Annotated in this window: 12 protein-coding genes; 10 read left to right on the plus strand and 2 right to left on the minus strand. The window is 41.4% G+C overall.

Annotated features, from left to right (window positions below; genetic code table 11):
• Nucleotides 1–10 precede the first annotated feature (10 nt).
• From A8709_RS08900 to A8709_RS08915, 4 genes are all read left to right on the plus strand, one after another.
• Nucleotides 11–796: a carbohydrate ABC transporter permease gene (locus A8709_RS08900; protein WP_208607665.1), complete on the plus strand. Its 786-nt coding sequence runs from the start codon at nt 11–13 to the stop codon at nt 794–796.
• A gap of 50 nt (nt 797–846) precedes the next feature.
• A complete protein-coding gene (locus A8709_RS08905) occupies nt 847–2,214 on the plus strand; it encodes an ABC transporter substrate-binding protein (RefSeq protein ID WP_065852010.1) in 1,368 nt (455 codons plus the stop codon).
• Between the two features lie 121 nt (nt 2,215–2,335).
• Nucleotides 2,336–4,171 (plus strand): glycoside hydrolase family 127 protein, encoded by a 1,836-nt coding sequence (locus A8709_RS08910; RefSeq protein WP_065852011.1) that lies wholly within the window; start codon nt 2,336–2,338, stop codon nt 4,169–4,171.
• A 58-nt stretch (nt 4,172–4,229) separates the two neighbouring features.
• Nucleotides 4,230–6,140, plus strand: a complete 1,911-nt coding sequence (locus A8709_RS08915; RefSeq protein WP_065852012.1) for a sialidase family protein — start codon at nt 4,230–4,232, stop codon at nt 6,138–6,140.
• Between the two features lie 438 nt (nt 6,141–6,578).
• On the opposite strand, the gene A8709_RS08920 is transcribed toward A8709_RS08915, so the two are convergent.
• Nucleotides 6,579–7,322, minus strand: a complete 744-nt coding sequence (locus A8709_RS08920; protein ID WP_065852013.1) for an MBL fold metallo-hydrolase — start codon at nt 7,320–7,322, stop codon at nt 6,579–6,581.
• Between the two features lie 117 nt (nt 7,323–7,439).
• Between A8709_RS08920 and A8709_RS08925 the strand changes: the two genes are divergently transcribed.
• Both A8709_RS08925 and A8709_RS08930 read left to right on the plus strand, forming a co-directional pair.
• Nucleotides 7,440–8,342 carry a LysR family transcriptional regulator gene (locus A8709_RS08925; protein WP_065852014.1) on the plus strand — a complete coding sequence of 301 codons (903 nt, stop codon included), beginning with the start codon at nt 7,440–7,442 and terminating at the stop codon, nt 8,340–8,342.
• A 160-nt stretch (nt 8,343–8,502) separates the two neighbouring features.
• Nucleotides 8,503–8,958, plus strand: a complete 456-nt coding sequence (locus A8709_RS08930) for a putative iron-sulfur cluster-binding metallochaperone (protein ID WP_065852015.1) — start codon at nt 8,503–8,505, stop codon at nt 8,956–8,958.
• Between the two features lie 298 nt (nt 8,959–9,256).
• Here A8709_RS08930 and A8709_RS08935 read toward each other — a convergent pair whose 3' ends face one another.
• Complete coding sequence (locus A8709_RS08935; RefSeq protein WP_065852016.1) at nt 9,257–10,489, minus strand: M16 family metallopeptidase; 1,233 nt, start codon at nt 10,487–10,489, stop codon at nt 9,257–9,259.
• 1,555 nt (nt 10,490–12,044) lie between these two features.
• Here A8709_RS08935 and A8709_RS08945 point away from each other — a divergent pair.
• The 4 genes from A8709_RS08945 (at nt 12,045) to A8709_RS08960 (ending at nt 17,382) form a co-directional block, all read left to right on the plus strand.
• The gene (locus A8709_RS08945; RefSeq protein WP_065852018.1) at nt 12,045–13,679 is read left to right on the plus strand and encodes a hypothetical protein; all 1,635 of its coding nucleotides are present in this window, start codon (nt 12,045–12,047) and stop codon (nt 13,677–13,679) included.
• A 119-nt stretch (nt 13,680–13,798) separates the two neighbouring features.
• Nucleotides 13,799–14,755 (plus strand): ABC transporter permease, encoded by a 957-nt coding sequence (locus tag A8709_RS08950; RefSeq protein WP_084224860.1) that lies wholly within the window; start codon nt 13,799–13,801, stop codon nt 14,753–14,755.
• Nucleotides 14,756–14,773: 18 nt separating this feature from the next.
• On the plus strand, nt 14,774–15,646 hold the full coding sequence (locus A8709_RS08955) for a carbohydrate ABC transporter permease (protein WP_065852019.1): 873 nt from the start codon (nt 14,774–14,776) through the stop codon (nt 15,644–15,646).
• 101 nt (nt 15,647–15,747) lie between these two features.
• Nucleotides 15,748–17,382, plus strand: coding sequence for an extracellular solute-binding protein (locus A8709_RS08960; RefSeq protein WP_065852020.1), 1,635 nt, complete (start codon nt 15,748–15,750; stop codon nt 17,380–17,382).
• Nucleotides 17,383–17,500: the final 118 nt, after the last annotated feature.

Below are 17,500 nucleotides of genomic sequence, written 5' to 3' on the forward strand. Positions count from 1 at the left end.
ACATACAATCATGCTTCTGTTTACCTTTATTACGATTGGTCCTTTTTATTGGATGATTTCAACCTCATTGAAACAAACAGATCACTTGATCAAAATGCCACCTGACCTTTTACCTATACCCATTAACTTTCATTATTATGTAGACGTTTTCACGATGGTACCGATGGCTAAAGCCATTGTAAATAGTTTCATGCTTACATTCGCTATCGTAATTGGAACGCTTTTCTTCTCATCTCTTGCAGCTTTTGCTTTCTCTAAATACAAATTTAAATATAGTGGCTTGCTATTTGCGATCATACTGAGTTCGCTCATTATACCTCAACAGGCTTCTCTCATACCGATGTATGTTGCTTTTAGTAAAATTCACTGGATAGATACGTACTGGCCGTTAATTGTGCCAGCAACATTATTAAATGGCTATGCTGTTTTTCTAATAAGGCAATTTATGATTGGAATCCCTGATGATTATATGGAAGCAGCTAAATTAGATGGAAGTTCGGCTTTCAAAATTTATTATTCCATTATGCTGCCACTGTGCAAACCCGTTCTTGCCTCTCTTGCACTATTTACGTTTATATTCCATTGGAATAATTACTTAAGCCAATTGATTTATATTAACTCTGAGAATAAATTTACAGTGCCATTATTAATTGCTACGTTCAGGGACTCTTATAAGCTGGATTGGGGACGCTTAATGGCAGGTGCCACCGTATCTATTCTGCCTTCGACACTGTTTTACTTTTTATCTCAGAAGTTTTTCCTAGAAGGAATTACGTTCTCTGGTGTAAAAGGTTAAGTGAAGAAGAATTGATATAGAAAAAAATATAACAATGGGGAGATAGTTAAATGAAACCTTTATCTAAGAAGATGACTAGTATTGCAATGATCATGGCGTTATTTGTAGCTGCAGGCTGCAGTAGTACAAAAGAAAGCAATTCAGCACAAAGTACAAACACAGCTTCAAGTCAACCAACGGCATCGGCAGCAGCAACCGCTAAACCGAAAGAAAAAGTAATTGTGAATTTCGCCTACCCATCGTTTGCATCAGCAGCTAGTGCTTGGGATAGTGCTGTTGGCATTGCCAATAAGCAATTGGAAAGCAAAAATATTGAAATCAAGATAAATAAAATTCCGCTGGATTCTTGGTCGGTCTATTATCAAAAAGTCATTAGTCAGATTGCAGCAGGGGACTCCCCGGATATTGGAAGAGTTGCAGAAGGCTTATTTCCAAAACTCATTGAAAATGGGCAGGTTGTTGATATCTCTGATGTTGTTGCCAAGTTGGACAAAACGAAATACTTTGAAAATGCTTTACACGGTTCAGCTGTGAAGGATGGAAAAACCTATGGAGTTCCATCAGGAATCTATAATACGTTTGTCTATATCAATAAAGATCTTTTTGATAAAGCAAAGATCGAATACCCTTCAATCGATTGGAACAACCCGATTACAATGACAAAGCTAGTTGAAGAAGCGAAAGCGTTAACAAGTGGTGATGGTGCTAACAAATCGTGGGGGTTCTGGACGAGTCTTGAATCAGGTCACCTTGATGAATTTCTAAAAGGGGGAGGAAAAGGATTATATGATGACAAAGGTATTAGTGAGCTGTCAGACCCCGCGAATAAAAAAGTATTGAGCTATTTCGATCAAATGATGCGGGTGGATAAATCAATGCCGCAAGCTACGGACACCAAAGTTATGGGCGCTACAGATTTATTTAAAGCTGGTAAACTAGCCATTCTGGTAAATGGATCTTGGTTCTTTAATGAAGCGAAGGCTGTTAAATTTAAAGTGGGTCTTGCTGCTATGCCAAGTGAAGCAGGAAAAGGATCAAGTATGGGATTCCTTGATGGATGGGCGGTTTTCAAAGGAGCGAAACATGAAGCAGAGGCCAAAGAAGCGATCCTTGCTTTATCAAGTAAAGAGGTGAATGACTTCTTATCAACAACTGGTGAGGCCGGAGGCCCAGTAGTTAAGTCTTCGCTAGAAGATAACAAAAGCAAAATATTGGGAGCTCCATTTATTGACTCGGATATAAGCACCTATTTAGGCTCATTAGGTAATCTAGTTAAATCGCCGTATACAACAAATCAGGACGACTGGACTCCTAAATATAATTCTGCAGTTGAACAATTTTCTTTAGGGAAGCTAAGTGTAGATCAATTTACCGCACAGGCAGATGATATTATCAATAAAGGAAATGCCGCAAAATAAACAATTTTAAGTAGATTCAGGCAAAAGCGTACACTTGCTTTTGCCTGTTCTGAGTTATTGCCGAATTTCGCTACGCAAAGTTTAAGTGCGATATCAAAATGATTGAGGAGAGAAAGCATCTATGAGAGAGAAGACAAGTTTACAGAGTTGGCAGAGCACCTCTTTTACGCAAGTCAGCATGGAGGATCACTTTTGGCAACCTCGTTTAGAAGTCTTGAAGCAAGTTACGCTGCCTGCCTGCCTTCATAAGTGTGAAGAAACAGGTCGTATTACGAACTTTGCCAAAGCTGCTGGTCTACAAGAGGGCAAGCATGAAGGGATATATTTTAATGACTCGGATGTCTACAAAGTGCTTGAAGGTGCTGCGTATTCGCTCATGAATCATCCTGATCCGGTGTTGGAGGCTGAAATAGATCGTATTATCGATTTCATCGCAGCAGCACAAGATGAAGATGGCTATCTCTCTACTTACTATACGTTGGAAGCACCTGAGAGCAAATGGTCCGACATGGAAAAACACGAAATGTACTGTGGTGGACATTTGATTGAAGCAGCTGTTGCCTATTATGAGGCGACTGGTAAGCGTAAGCTGCTGGATACGGCTTGCAAATTGGCAGATCATTATGACAGCCTGTTCGGTGTGGGCAAACGACACTGGGTAGAAGGTCACCAAGAAATCGAATTGGCATTAATGAAACTATACAAGGTAACGGCTGAACCGCGCTACTGGAAATTAGCCTTATGGTTGCTTGAAGAGCGTGGTCATGGGTATGGTATTGGCATGATCTGGGATAAAGAAGAATGGGGGCCGCCCTACTGTCAGGACGATGTTCCCGTTAAGGACATTCAAAAGGTAACAGGACATGCCGTTCGCGCCATGTACCTGTATTCGGCAATGGCGGATGCCGTTCACGTTTCTAGCGATCCCGATTATGTGGAGGCTTTGCATCGCGTTTGGAATCATACGGTTGATCGGAATATGTATATTACAGGCGGTATTGGTCCGTCGCAACATAATGAAGGATTTACGCATGATTACGATCTGCCCAATGAAACGGCCTATTGTGAAACATGTGCTGCTATCGCAATGGCGTTCTGGAATCATCGGATGAATTTGCTATTTGGTGATGCCAAATATGCCGATTTGGTGGAAAGAGAAATGTATAATGGCGCTTTAGCCGGTATCTCGCTGTCTGGCGACAAGTTTTTCTATGTGAATCCGTTGGCTTCTAAAGGTGATCATCACCGTGTGCCTTGGTATGATACCTCTTGTTGTCCGACCAGCTTAGTGCGCTTCCTGCCCTCGATTGGTCAGTATATGTATGCCACATCGGGTAATGGCATTGTCGTTAATCAATTCATTAACAGTGAGGGAACATTGGTAATGGCGGAGGGGTTGAAGGTTAACCTAAAGCAAACGACCGTTTATCCATGGCATGGTAGGATTGAGCTTTCGGTAAATCCAGATCGGGAGGCTAACTTTACCATTCGTGTGCGTATTCCTGATTGGTGCAGAAGCTACAAGCTATTGATCGGGGGCGAGAGTGTCCTTGATGCCAATAGGTTGATTGATCGTGGTTACATCGTTCTAGAGCGATCGTGGTCGCCAGGCGACTTGATCGTATTGGAGATGGATATGCCCGCCCAAGCCATGCGTGCAAGATCTGAGGTAGAAGCGAATCGTGGTCGGATTGCCATTCAGCGTGGACCTCTTGTTTATTGTGTGGAGCAAGCAGATAATCCGGGTTTAACCTATGACACCTTTACCATCTCTGACCGAGAGCCACTCCAAATTAGCCACCAACCGGAATTACTCGGGGGTGTAACGGTATTGAAGGGTCAAGCAACAAACGGGTTACCGATTGTAATGATTCCCTACTACGCTTGGGATAATCGAGAGGAAGGCTTTATGCAGATTTGGATAAAGGAGGTGAGAAATCAACGACTATATAGCTAGAAAAAACAACGCCAGAATCGACAGAAGCTTTAGTCTATTAAAAAATGGAGGGATGTATATGATTCTATCAAAAATCAAAATGGTCTTTAGTGTACTAATGATTATTTCTCTATTTGTAATGGCACTACCAGCTTACGCTTATAATGTAGTAGGAACATGGAGTTCCGCTACAACAGTGAAGAACGATTCTACGCATAACGTCGAATACGGCAGGATGCTAAAGTTAGCCAATGGTGATTGGTTATCCGTTTATTCTGTATATTTGACCAATGTTCAGCTTGAAATTGCGAAAAGCACAGATAATGGCCGAACTTGGACTCCGATCGGGAGTATCGCGGATGCGGGTCGCGATGTAGATAATGGCATGCTGATTCAAAAGGCTAATGGCGATGTGCTTGTAGCTTCGCGATCCGTAATTTGGAGTACATCCTACCAGCTTAAGGTTTTTAAAAGTACGGATATGGGCGTTAATTGGAGCTATTTAAGCACGATTGACCAGAACAACGGCACTTCCGGCAGTCTGGGCAATCCGGATAAAGGGATGTATGAACCCCATTTTTATTTCCTTAATAACGGAAATTTAGCTGTTATGTATGCGAATGAGAAGCATGTAACCGAAAGTCCATCGTATAGTCAAGTTATTTCGGAGCGAGTATCTACGGACAACGGAGCCACTTGGGGTAGTGAAATTTATGTGGCTTGGGACCCTTCTAATTCTGCATCTAGACCGGGAATGCCGGTATGGACCAAAATGAATAATGGACAGTATATGGTCGTTTTTGAATTGTGCGGCTCTAGCAACTGTAGCATTCATTATAAAACATCCGCGGATGGAACGACCTGGTCTAGCGGAATTGGTACGCTTATTCCTGATCAATTTGGGGCTCCTTTCTTGCTTTCGTTGCCTGACGGACAGCTTGCCGTTATAGCCAATAATGGGAACTTTTCCTTCAGTGATGACTATGGCACTTCTTGGTATTTAAACGGAACTGCACCTTTTGCGGATTTCGTTAAGGCTTGGAGAAGTATGTACGTGACAGGTTCGAACGAGATAGCTGTCATGGCGAGTGTGGATCAGGGAAGCAGTCGAAGCAATGTGCAGTTGAAATTTGGTACATTCGTCAATAAAGGTTTTGTGAAAAATGCCGGATTTGAAGACGGCACGAACGGTTGGACGGTTTCCGGTCCTAACCCTTCAGCTAACTTTGTTGAGACCTCTGGTGTGCCTGGTGGTAGTAAAAATGGTTCCTATCATGACGCAATGTGGGCTGCAACGGCCTATGATACATCGATTTGCCAAACCATCGATAATGTATCGAACGGTAGCTATAACGTTAGTGCTTGGACGGAATCAACGGGGGGATTGCTTACTGCCCAGATGGAAGTAAGCAACTATGGAAGTTCCACCAATGTAGCCATTCCAACAGGTACTTCGAGCTATCAGCAAATCAACTCAGGGAACATTAATGTAACAACCGGAACATTGAATGTCTGCTTTCACGCCAAATCGACAACAGGCAATCAGTGGATCCGAGTTGATGATGTGAGTCTGCAGAAAAATCCAGGTTTTGAATCGAACGACTACAGTGGCTGGTACGTGGCAGGTGCCAATCCTGCGTTTGTTTTCCCTGAATCGTATGGAGGCAGCCATAGCGGGTCTTACCACGTCGGCATATGGAACGGATCAGCTTATGAAACTTGGATTTACAAGGATTTTGATAATGTGCCAAATGGTACGCATACCCTAACGGCTTGGACGGAGTCTACGGGAGGCTTGGCGATTAACCAGATGGAAGTAAGCAACTACGGAAGTTCTGTTAATGTAGCCGTTCCAACAGGCGAGACCAGCTATCAGCAAATTAGCAGCGGGTCCATTAACGTAACAACAGGTAAGGTACGAGTTGCCTTCCATGTTAAATCTGCGACTGGAAATCAATGGACTAGGCTTGATGATGTTGTCTTGAATTGATAGAGGCTTCTTAATACAGTTGGATCATTTCGCAAGCCGCTCCATATACGCGTGTGAGGTTAGATAAAGAGGGTACGAAAAAAATTGCACAAAACGAGAACCGTTTACGCAGGAGCTTGCCTGAAGGCAGCTCTTCTTTTTCTTTGAATGAAGTAATTGATCAAGGAAAATAAAGATCGTTAGTGGATGTTTACTTTTGTGAACACCAACTTTTTTATTTTTTGAGGATATAATTAGTAGTTAATGATAAAGGCTGTTGCTGGTGGCGGGCATTAAGTTAAAGGGCAGATATCTTCAAGAAATTGTGTTTAAATATGGACTAAGGACTTGTTGACAGCGAAAAAATCGGACAGAAAAAACAAGACACATTCTCGGAAATGAGATTGTGTCTTGTTTTTATTTTCCCAAAATTGCTCTGCCAAGATTGTTTTGTGAATATCATTCCAACACAAGTGATTCTTTCGTATCGAGAATTGATAATTCAAGTCCACGTGTCATCGCGCTTGATTGAAGCCTATCAATTAAATCTGGTGTTTGGCGATAGATAGGAGGATAATGAATCGCTTTATAATGAATCGGTATGAGAGTCTTTGCTTCCAATACAAATGCTGCTGAAACGGCTTGTTCCGGACTTAGTGAAATGGGTTGACCACTTGGAGGATCGCCTCTAAACTCCACGATTGCTGCATTCACTGGCAGACATGCGATGTCAAATGGGCCGTAAGTACTTTTGATATTCCACCAATGACCATGCCATAATGTATCTCCGCAGTGAATGACTTGATGACCGTTGCCTCTAACGATCCAACTTACCTGTGGATCTCCAAAGCCATCCATTGAAAAAGCAGGGATGACCTCAGCACTTCCTATTTTGATGAGTTGTCCAAGCTCGACGCCATGTATTTGTTTTAGAGATGAGGAGTTTATGAATTTCAAAGATTCGGAAGGTAAATAAACAGGGATCTCTTCACCATAAAATTGGGCAATAGCTGGCTGATCGAAGTGATCCGGATGGTGATGAGTGATAAGAACGGCATCTATCCGTCCAAAATCGTTTAATGGGAAAAACTCCTCATGGGGTTGACCAAATTTCGAAGGGAAATGATAAAGTGGGTCAATGACAATGCTTGTGTCGTTAATTTCTATTCTGATGCCTGCCCAGGGTAGTTTGGTAACTTTCATTTTCCACAATCCTTTCTTTGTTTAATACTTGTATTGTATAGGGTCAGATTGGTTTTGTATAATTGAATTAACTGAATATAAAGTTTAATAAAATTGAACATAGGTCGTGGGGTAATTATGGACTTTAAAACCTTAAAATCATTTCAATTCATTGTGAAACATGGAAGTTTTGTTCAGGCTGCGGAAGAACTGAACTATGCGCAATCTACTGTGACCATCCAAATCCAAAAACTCGAAACGGAGTTAGGCGTTCAGTTGATTGAGCGAGGAAAAAAATGCAATCTAACGGAAGCAGGAAAGTTATTCTTCGAGCAAAGTACAGCTATTATTGAACGCGTAGAACAACTTCAGGCGGATTTTTTAGACTTGTATAAAGGTGAAGTGGGGACGATCCGTGTTGGATTGACGGAACCGACTGCAAGTTTTCGTTTTCCCCTGCTGTTGAAAAAATTCACGACTCAATATCCGAAGATTCGGGTTGCTCTGGAAATAGCAGGTACACCTGTTTTACTGGAGTCTTTATCGAAAGGGAGTATCGATATTGCAATATGTTCTTCGCCTAACGTAGGCTCAGAGCTTTACTTTCAACCGCTTTTTCACGAGAAGTTTGTAGCCTTATTACCCGAAGATCATCAACTAACCCATTATGAAGTCATTCACCCCGAGCAGCTAAAGGGTCAGAGATTATTGGTTACTTCCGAGAATTGTCCCTACCGAAAAAAACTTGAAATGATCCTTCGAGAAACGGGGAGTATTGAAGTAGAAACCATGGAGATTGGAAGTATGACAGCGATGAAACCTTATGTACAACACGGTTTCGGAATTGCTTTAGTACCGGAGATTGCATTGGACTCTTTGCCCTCGGGCCTAACAACGCGCCACATAACCGGTTCATCTATCGATATGCTTATTGGTCTGGTCTGTAAAACCTCTTCATTTCCATCTAATTCGGCCAGCGCGAAATTATTCAAATTTCTTAAGGAAGAGCTTATACGTTTATCGACGACCGTGGGTAATTAAGCTAGCGGATACTATAGCACAATCTAAACCAGGCTGCCGGCATGCTGGCAGCCTATTCAAGTAAGGGGCAGGTTACTGAGGTTTAATTTTTTCCCAATTAGTGAGATAATTATTTAGAGTGCATATAAATAAATTCATCTTTACAGGGAGTGACTTCAAAATGGATTGCTGTGTACCATCTAATCATATAGAAACTATAACAACGGAGTGCTCTTCCTGCGGTGAAAAGGGCAAAAACGTGCAACTCATAACGGTTAAATCCTTGCTTAAAGCATCAGCATTAGAAACCATTGAACCCGAGAATTCTTACGTGTTTTGCTCTAACCCTGCTTGCGCTATCGTCTACTTCAGTGGGAACCATTCGCAAAAGTTTGTGGAGAATGACCTAAAAGTCCCTGTATACCAAAAAAACCAGAGCGTAGATGTGCCTGTATGTTACTGCTTTGATTGGACGAGAGAACGTCTACTTGAAGCCGTTGGAACTGAGAACACACCTGCTGACCAAATTAAAGCTCATGTTCAAGCGGGGCGATGTGGGTGTGAGGTAAACAACCCTCAAGGGGCTTGCTGTTTAGGCAATGTTAACAATTTCATTCGGGATTTCAAAAAGGCATAAGCTATAACCCATAGAACATCATGATGTGATTCAACTAACGTAAGAACGATAGCACAAAAACAAACAGGGAGCAGCTTGATGTAGCAGCTTCCTGTTTTCGTTCAAAGAATAGTTCGAACAAAAAGGGTATTGTTAGAGTGAGTTTAATAGTTAAATAATAAAGAAGAAATGGTAATTTAATGATTCGGAGAACACGGCAGTATTATCAATAAGAGAAGTTGGTATTTAATAAAAATCCATTATTAGTTGTTCATTTTTGATTCCATATTGAAAAATCACACCGAATTTTAACAGGGTTTTAAGAAAGTTGTTCGATGGCGCTCCATGTCTTCGGCACCACGGATGCCACATAGACGTTTCCAGCCAAGGCATATTTCTGCGCTACCCGCAGTACCTCATCTGCAGTCACCGACTCTACTTTGGCTACGAAAGCATCAACATCAAACTCCAGTCCATACAGTGTGCTATAACTCAGAGAATCATTTTGAGCGAGCACATCATCCATACCGATTACCAGTTGTCCGGTCAAACAGGCAATGGCGCGGCGGAGCTCAGCAGCACTGACGAGACTTGTCTCCAGATCCCCCAGGTGCTTAAACAGAATTTCTCTTGCCCCGTTTACGTACGTTGCCGGCAGTCCCATATATCCCAAAAGGTAGCCGCGGTCATGAAAAGACTCGTAATCCACATCGACCGCATACGCGAGTCCCTTTTCTTCACGAATCTCATCATACAAACGAGAAGACGCATTTCCATGAGCTCCTAAAATCGTGGCAATAACTTCAAGCGCCGGCTCATCGCCGCTCCCGTAACCTGCTACCGGAATTGCCCATGATATATGCGCCTGTTTGACGCTGCGTTTGACAACCGCCTCTTTTTGCTGCAGATCATATTCACGTCTCTCCTGCTCGGCACGATCCTTCGGCTGATGAACTTTTAGGCGTTCCAAATAGGAGAGCACCGCAAATTCATCAAAATTGCCCGTCGCTACAAAGATCACAGCGCCTGTGTGATAGTGTGCATTATAAAACTGAAGGAGATGTGAGCGCTGGATCTTTCGCACGCTTTTCTTAGTACCCAGAAGCGAGCTTCGCTTCAACAGACCTTCGAGCACCTCGCCGGAAACCGAAGACGGCTGATCGGCATACATATGAATTTCTTCGATGATGACCTGTTTTTCTTTTTCGATTTCTTCTTCCGGGAGCGCCGGCTGCCAAAAAAAGTCCGATAGAAGGTCCAGCGCCTCCATGCCGTACTTGCTTTGCACCTGGATGTAGTACTTGGTTTCATCCTCTGCGGTATAGGCATTGGGAAGCGTGCCGAGGTCCGCTGCGTCCTGGTTAATCTTTTTTGCCGTTTTCGTGGCGCTGCCTTTAAAGAGCATATGTTCGAGAAAATGAGCAGTCCCGGCAGGGAAGCCTACTTCCATGTTGCATCCTGCTTTAATCGCGTAGGCAAAGACCGCACTGCGCGAAGACGAATCTGGCTTCAGCACGACTTGTAAATGATTTTTTAATGTCATGATCTCCATGCGCAGATCCCCCTTTACTTTTTGCATTATGAATTTTCAGGAGGGAACCTTCGTATCTGGCTTCCGTGCTAATATATATCTATATTACACTATTTTGGTTCATACCTGTAGGAGGGTTGGTATGTTATTCTCTGGGACAGGTAGCTTTGATGTTGATGATTTAATACTAAATTCTCTTGGGTCTTTACTTGGCGTAATTATTATAAATGTTATAACCAAGGTAGTTACTTTAGTAACTACGTTACGCTAACCGGGAACGTTAGTTGAATAGAGGAGCTGCGTCTTAATCCCGCTGATCATTTCTCTCTGGTTGTTTACCTGAAAACGAACAAAAAAAGACGCTTTGTTAACAGCGCCTTTTTTTGTTCAATATTTCTGTAAGGAATTTATAATTTCGACAAGAGTATTGAAACAAGTATTCCTAAAATTGATATCCATACGAAAACTGATTTAAATATACTTTTGATAATCGAGTCCTGACTTTTTAAATCATTTCCATGGTTTTCATGCATGGCCAAATCGATGTTTCCCAAAGAATTAGAAGAACCTTTAGATCCTACGCCTTTAAAAAGTAAGGTTAATATAAGCAGAATTATTGAACCTATGAAAAGATAATCAGAGATTTGTTGCATTTTATTAACCACCGCCTTATTAACAATATTAGCATATTTTAACAATTTTGTTAAGCAATTTGTAACTTTATTGGATATCAGCCGTAAAAATATCGATAAATCAGGAGATGCATTGAAGCAGTTCCCTTTTGGATTCATTGAAGTAACGGGCAGGATTGTTCCAATATTAATGGAGAAACCACCTCGGAAACCAGAGGCATACAAGCATTTAGGGAATTGGCAGAACAGTCGTCAACGATGTTCTCCAGCCGTCGCCAGATAATCACAGAGTACAATGTCATAAATGACAAAGTAGAGGTTGGAATAGATTATGAAGGTATTCTTGCCGTGGATTTTCCTAACGGATTGAAAATAGGGGGAAAGCTGCAACATCTACTGCAAATTTGCTATGATGGAAATCTTTAAATCATGGATGTAGGATGGTAATTATTCCTGTCCAACCATTTTTGTTATTAAAAGTAGGATATACGGTGATTACCTTGCTTCGTGTTCATAAATTCAAAAACCTTCTGCGGTTTTCTTATTCTCGATCAGCCCTATTCTCCATGTTCAAGAAGACGTTTGATCAGACCTCGATAGCCAGCATTTAAGCAGGGAGTTTGTGAATCAATTTCGAATCACGCAGCTTAGGGCGGGCAAGGATCAGCAAAGGAACCGTCAAGTTTAATGAATTTAATTAATATGTCTGACCCGGCCGCATCACAGGTCGGGTTTATTGCTTTTTTGCGACTATTTTATTAGAGAATACCGGACATCGGAGAATTCGATTAGGGCTCTATTAGGTGCTTACGCTTAATCTTAAGATATTAGAGGAACTCGTTAAAATATTGGAAGTGGGTAGTTAATTTCTACTTTATGATAATCATGTACCATTCAAAGTTTCCATTCTGAAATTCTAACTTATCTAAGGGAGCGCAAAATGAATGAAAAATACTGCCATTATATATGTTGAAGATTTCATAGAAGACAATTCGCCAGATGATGCTTCAGGAATTCGAGCCGCTATTCAAAAAGCCATTGACATACAAGCGAAAATTGTATTTTTTGAACCTCGCTCATATATTCTTCGTACCTCGGTAGATATACAGACTGAGGCGATTGCTCATGATGCAGGGAGTTCGGTTGAAACACATAAAGCATGCCATATTCCTATCCATGGAGCCCAAAACTTAACCTTGCAGGGAGCAACGAATGACAAGGGTGAGCCTGCAACGATATTTATTGGGTATAACGATCTTCAAATACATAATTACTTGCCAGCAATTCTTTGGTGTGAAGATTCGGACGATCTGCAAGTAAACAATATTGCTTTCACGAGAGGGCCAGAATTCACTTCAGCAGGTGTTGTAATAGCAAATGAAGACGACCAAATTACAGTTGAAGTATTCCCAGGGAATCCATGCTACGACGGGATGGGATCGTATTGTATGAACCGGTTTCACCCGATAACTGGGGCTCTCGTGGGGGAGAGCGTTACTTATGGTGATGGAGCAGGCGACGTATGGAGATTACAAGGAGAGCGCCTGGTCAGTCTTACTAGTTCAAGAGTCGCATCCAAGGTTCAGACTGGGGAACATGTATCATGGCACCAAGGAGCTCGTACAGACTTTCAAACCTATTTTGCCAATTGTAATCAGTTAACACTGAAAAATCTTAGAATTTATAACGCCAATGGATTCGCTATCTTGACGGAAAGCTGTCACGATATTACCGCAGATCACATTGTTTTTAAACCAGCTGGCAATCAGCTGTTCACGGCTCCGCGTGATGCGTGGAAAATTTTTAAATGCAGCGGCAACATCGAAGTGAGTCGGATGTATATAGAGGGAGTACGAATGGACGGTCAAAACATGCACAGCAATTGGCTAGTGCTTGTACAACATACTAGTGCTAACGAAGCACTTTTCTTCTGTAAATACACATTCGCTCCTCTCCAAACAGGCAGTTTAGTAGAGCTTTATCATGAAGATACAGCAATGGCCTTTCATATAACGGATTGGAGTCATGTCAGTAAAGGCGATAACGGGAATTATTACCGAATTTCCTTTGACCGTGAACTTCCCATTGAATTAAAGGAAGGAGCGCTAGGGTCAGCTTTCTGTTGGAAAGCTAGCCGCTATATATGTAAGGATTCAGAATTCGTCAATATCGCAGGTGCAGGTCACTTAGTTCGATATGATCATCTCTATATTTTGAATTGTACATATAGAAATACCATGAATCCAGGGATCTTGCTGGGGGCAGAGCTACCTGTTCATTCCGAAGGTGGTCATGCTAGTGATATTGTCATCAAGGGATGTGAATTTGATAATTGTGGATTTTTCCCTAGATACGGGGCAAGTGGCTGCATCGGGATCAAGTCATACGGCTTTAGCGGCAAATTTAATCGAAGTATTATTATTGCAAATAATCGGATGAAAAACGCTCCAATCGGTATCCATGCCGTAGATGTGGATGATGTTTACCTCATAGGCAATGTCTTTGAAGGTATCGAGGTGCCGATAAAGCAAGATGATCAAAGTTCGGGGAAAGTATGGACTTATGGAGATGACATATAATCTTTAAATATTGGAGGAATTCAATGAAATATTGGAGGTTGACGCTACTTGAATGATTTATGATACAAGTATGAACAAGACGACCCAGACGAATCCAAGGAATCAGGTGATGGCAAATGATGAAACAAACAGTCCCTAAAGGCATGGAGCTCACTACAAAATCCTCATTCAACAAATCAATGTTTTGGAGGCGTATACGGAATTATCGCATTTTATACTTATTGTTGCTGCCAGAATTAATCTACTTTGTCATATTTAAATATATACCGATGTTTGGGATATTGATTGCATTCAAAAACTACAATATTGGATTGGGCTTCTGGGATAGCCCGTGGGTGGGTTTTAGAAACTTCAGTAATTTTATTCATGGTGTCTACTTCTGGGACATTATGAGCAATACGATTTCAATCTCTTTATATAAGTTGTTTTTTGGATTTTGGGCTCCGATCATATTGGCGCTGCTTCTAAATGAAGTAACCGTAGGCTGGTTCAAGCGAAGTGTGCAAACCATCACTTATCTGCCACACTTTATCTCATGGGTGATCGTCTACGGATTATTGGTAGCCTTATTGGCTCCAGGAAATGGCTTTATTAATTTATTAATGAAGGAATACGGCAATAATCCAATCTCATTTTTAACAGAATCATCTTGGATTCGACCTATCATCGTTTCTTCTGATATATGGAAAGAGGTTGGCTTTGGAGCGATTCTTTATCTGGCGGCTTTAGCAGGTGTGGAACCAAGTTTATATGAGGCAGCGCGTATGGATGGGGCGGGGAAATGGCGGCAGCTCTGGCATATCACCTTACCTGGAATTAGAAATGTGATCATTATTTTGTTGATTATTCGATTGAGTACAGTCTTGGATGCGGGTTTTGATCAAATCTTCATTCTCTCTAATTCTTTTAATGCAGAAAAATCCGATATTATTGATACTTGGGTGTATCGTCAAGGGCTTGAACAAATGCAATTTGGCTTGGCTACGGCAGTTGGACTATTTAAATCAGTAATCGCTTTCATACTGGTTATATCCGCGAATCAAATTGCCAAAAAATTTGACGGACAAATCTTTTAGAAGGGGGACATGCAGCCGATGCATCAAATGTCATTTAGTGAAAAATTAGGTCAGGTCGTTATTTACCTTCTGCTCATCATGATTGCGGTGGTTACGTTATTCCCCTTCCTATATGTTATCAGTATTTCTATGACTACCGAAGCGGAAGTGATTCGTCGAGGTATTGTCATTATCCCTCAGCACATAACGATGAAAGCCTATCAAACGGTTTTCTCAGGTAATATGGGGATTGGGCATGCGTATGAAATTACTTTGTTTCGTACAATTGTTGGGGGCTTGCTCAATTTATTATTCACGGTCATTGCAGCATATGTACTTTCGAAGAAAGCACTCCCTGCTAGATCAGCCATCCTGCTTTTCATTATTTTCACAATGCTGTTCAGCGGTGGACTTATTCCTACCTATATAGTCATTCGCTCTCTGCACATTACGAATACGATTTGGGCTCTTATCGTTCCAGGGTTAATTAGTGTGTTTAATCTTGTAGTCATCAAAGGATTTTTCGAACAGCTCCCGATGGAATTGGAAGAGTCGGCTAAGGTAGACGGTGCTGGAGATTTAAAGATATTGTTTGGCATTATTATTCCGCTCTCTCTTCCAGCTATAGCGACAGTTGGATTATTTTATGCTGTAGGACATTGGAACAGCTATTTTGATGCTATTATTTACATAAATAACAATGCTTTAATGCCATTGCAGGTCGTATTACGGAATATTCTCTTAAGCTCTCAGAATCAACAAGCAAATGGTGAAGTCAGTGATGGTTCTGTCAGTACACTAGGCATTCAAATGGCTGCCGTTATTGTATCCACGGTTCCCATAGTCTGCGTATATCCGTTCATTCAGAAGTATTTTACACAAGGCGTTATGATTGGCGCAGTCAAAGGTTAGCAAATAGCTGTATCACACTAATTTTAACTCAGATTATTCCGGGTAGTCTGATTAAATAGATAGACCCATTATTATGCTTATAAGGAGAGGTCAAAAATAATATGAAAAAAACAACCGTTTCTATGCTAGCAGTTACGATGATGCTCAGTATTGTGCTTTCAGCTTGCTCCAAATCAAGTACGACAGATGGTACAGCGAATCCTACTAGCCCAGCTGCCTCTACAGGAACTAGTACTACTGCACCCGTGGATACCAATAAATTTGCTAAAAAAATGACAATTACAGCTTATAATGCAGGGGGATTTACGCCGACATTCCAACCACCTACAAATCGAGATGAAGATTATATCCGAGTGATGCTTGAAAAAGCTGTGAACATTGATCTTCAGATGACCGTACCTACGCCAGATCAAATCAAGCCCAAATTGAACACCATGATTGCGGGCGGGGATGTTCCAGACATGATATTCATGACGGATTATGCGACGGCTGTCCAGTATTATGATCAAGGAATTACCGCTGATCTGGATACAGCACTAAAAGACTTTCCCAATTATGTAAAAGCATTTTCCCAAGATAATTGGGATGCCAAGAAATATAAAGGTAAGACAATTGGTGTGCCAGGATACGAATTAGTCAATGGGATTAATGGCTGGTGGATTCGCAACGATTGGTTAACGAAGCTGAATCTTAAAGCACCAACGACACCGGATGAATTGCTTGAGGTGATGAAGGCATTTACCTTTAACGATCCAGATGGGAATGGCAAGCAAGATACGTATGGTTTTACGACGGGTATTCTGAAAGATGGCAATTTTAATTATCCAGGAAATTCAGGGTTTGGTTGGGACGCGATCATGATGATGTTCGGTGTGGTTCCCAATATGGTAGATAGTATTGATGGGAAAATTACGTTTGACAATACCGATCCACGGATGAAAGAAGCTTTGACTTTTATGAATAAAATGATTGAAGCTAAAGTTGTTGATCCAGATTGGGTCTCGCAAAATGATGCCACCGCTTTGCAAAATAAAATGTATAGCGGAAAAGTAGGGATTGTTTTTCAGGATTGGCGACAAATGGAGCTAAACATTCAAAAGAAAATGCAGGATGCTGGAGGTTCGGTACCTGATTGGAACGTGATACCAGCGATGAAAGGACCCCATGGTGATCAACTCATTGGATTTGCTCAATTTCAAGGGAATGCTTGGGCCATTTCTAAAAATGCAGCAAAAGACCCTGAAAAAGTGAAGCGCATCCTTTCGCTTTTACAATATTGGTACACAGATCCAGAAGCTTATAATGTTTCCACGTTAAAAGGTCCGAAGGGAATTACATGGGATTTGGTAGATGGTAAAGTTGTGATCAATAAAGAAAACTTGGCCAAAGATGATATTGTAAACAAATATAATTGGTCCAAGAACTACGCCTTGCCGCGTAAGGGCAATGATGCTAATTATTTTAACTATACGTTCCCTAAAACTGCGGATTTTCTTGCTGTGAATGCGGCGCATGTAAAATCTAATAAAGTGAATCCATTCGTTGTTCCAGATCCGAATGATACACTTTATAACGACCGCATTAAATTTGTGAATGAATCATTCTTAAAGTTCATACTGGGTAAAGATCCTATCAGCAACTGGGACAATTTTGTAAAAACGATGGATACAAAATTTGACTATGCCAATTATAAGAAAAATGTCATATCGAAATTAAAAGAAGCAGGCATTGAGTAGGATCATTGGAAGAAGAGCATGGAAGAGCTAACGCTCTTTCATGTTTTTTCATTCAGGCATACTTTCCTAAGCTGCAAGAAATACTCTGTGCTAGAATAGAATCAAGTTGGCATGGCAG

Origin of the sequence: Paenibacillus pectinilyticus (assembly GCF_001700435.1) — a bacterium.
In the GTDB taxonomy this organism is placed as follows: domain Bacteria; phylum Bacillota; class Bacilli; order Paenibacillales; family NBRC-103111; genus Paenibacillus_E; species Paenibacillus_E pectinilyticus.

Bases quoted from the DNA above. Each gene is read 5' to 3' on its own strand.
- A8709_RS08900 (WP_208607665.1), top strand. From the start codon at position 11: ATGCTTCTGTTTACCTTTATTACGATTGGTCCTTTTTATTGGATGATT.
- A8709_RS08905 (WP_065852010.1), top strand. From the start codon at position 847: ATGAAACCTTTATCTAAGAAGATGACTAGTATTGCAATGATCATGGCG.
- A8709_RS08910 (WP_065852011.1), top strand. From the start codon at position 2,336: ATGAGAGAGAAGACAAGTTTACAGAGTTGGCAGAGCACCTCTTTTACG.
- A8709_RS08915 (WP_065852012.1), top strand. From the start codon at position 4,230: ATGATTCTATCAAAAATCAAAATGGTCTTTAGTGTACTAATGATTATT.
- A8709_RS08920 (WP_065852013.1), bottom strand. From the start codon at position 7,322: ATGAAAGTTACCAAACTACCCTGGGCAGGCATCAGAATAGAAATTAAC.
- A8709_RS08925 (WP_065852014.1), top strand. From the start codon at position 7,440: ATGGACTTTAAAACCTTAAAATCATTTCAATTCATTGTGAAACATGGA.
- A8709_RS08930 (WP_065852015.1), top strand. From the start codon at position 8,503: ATGGATTGCTGTGTACCATCTAATCATATAGAAACTATAACAACGGAG.
- A8709_RS08935 (WP_065852016.1), bottom strand. From the start codon at position 10,489: ATGGAGATCATGACATTAAAAAATCATTTACAAGTCGTGCTGAAGCCA.
- A8709_RS08945 (WP_065852018.1), top strand. From the start codon at position 12,045: ATGAAAAATACTGCCATTATATATGTTGAAGATTTCATAGAAGACAAT.
- A8709_RS08950 (WP_084224860.1), top strand. From the start codon at position 13,799: ATGAAACAAACAGTCCCTAAAGGCATGGAGCTCACTACAAAATCCTCA.
- A8709_RS08955 (WP_065852019.1), top strand. From the start codon at position 14,774: ATGCATCAAATGTCATTTAGTGAAAAATTAGGTCAGGTCGTTATTTAC.
- A8709_RS08960 (WP_065852020.1), top strand. From the start codon at position 15,748: ATGAAAAAAACAACCGTTTCTATGCTAGCAGTTACGATGATGCTCAGT.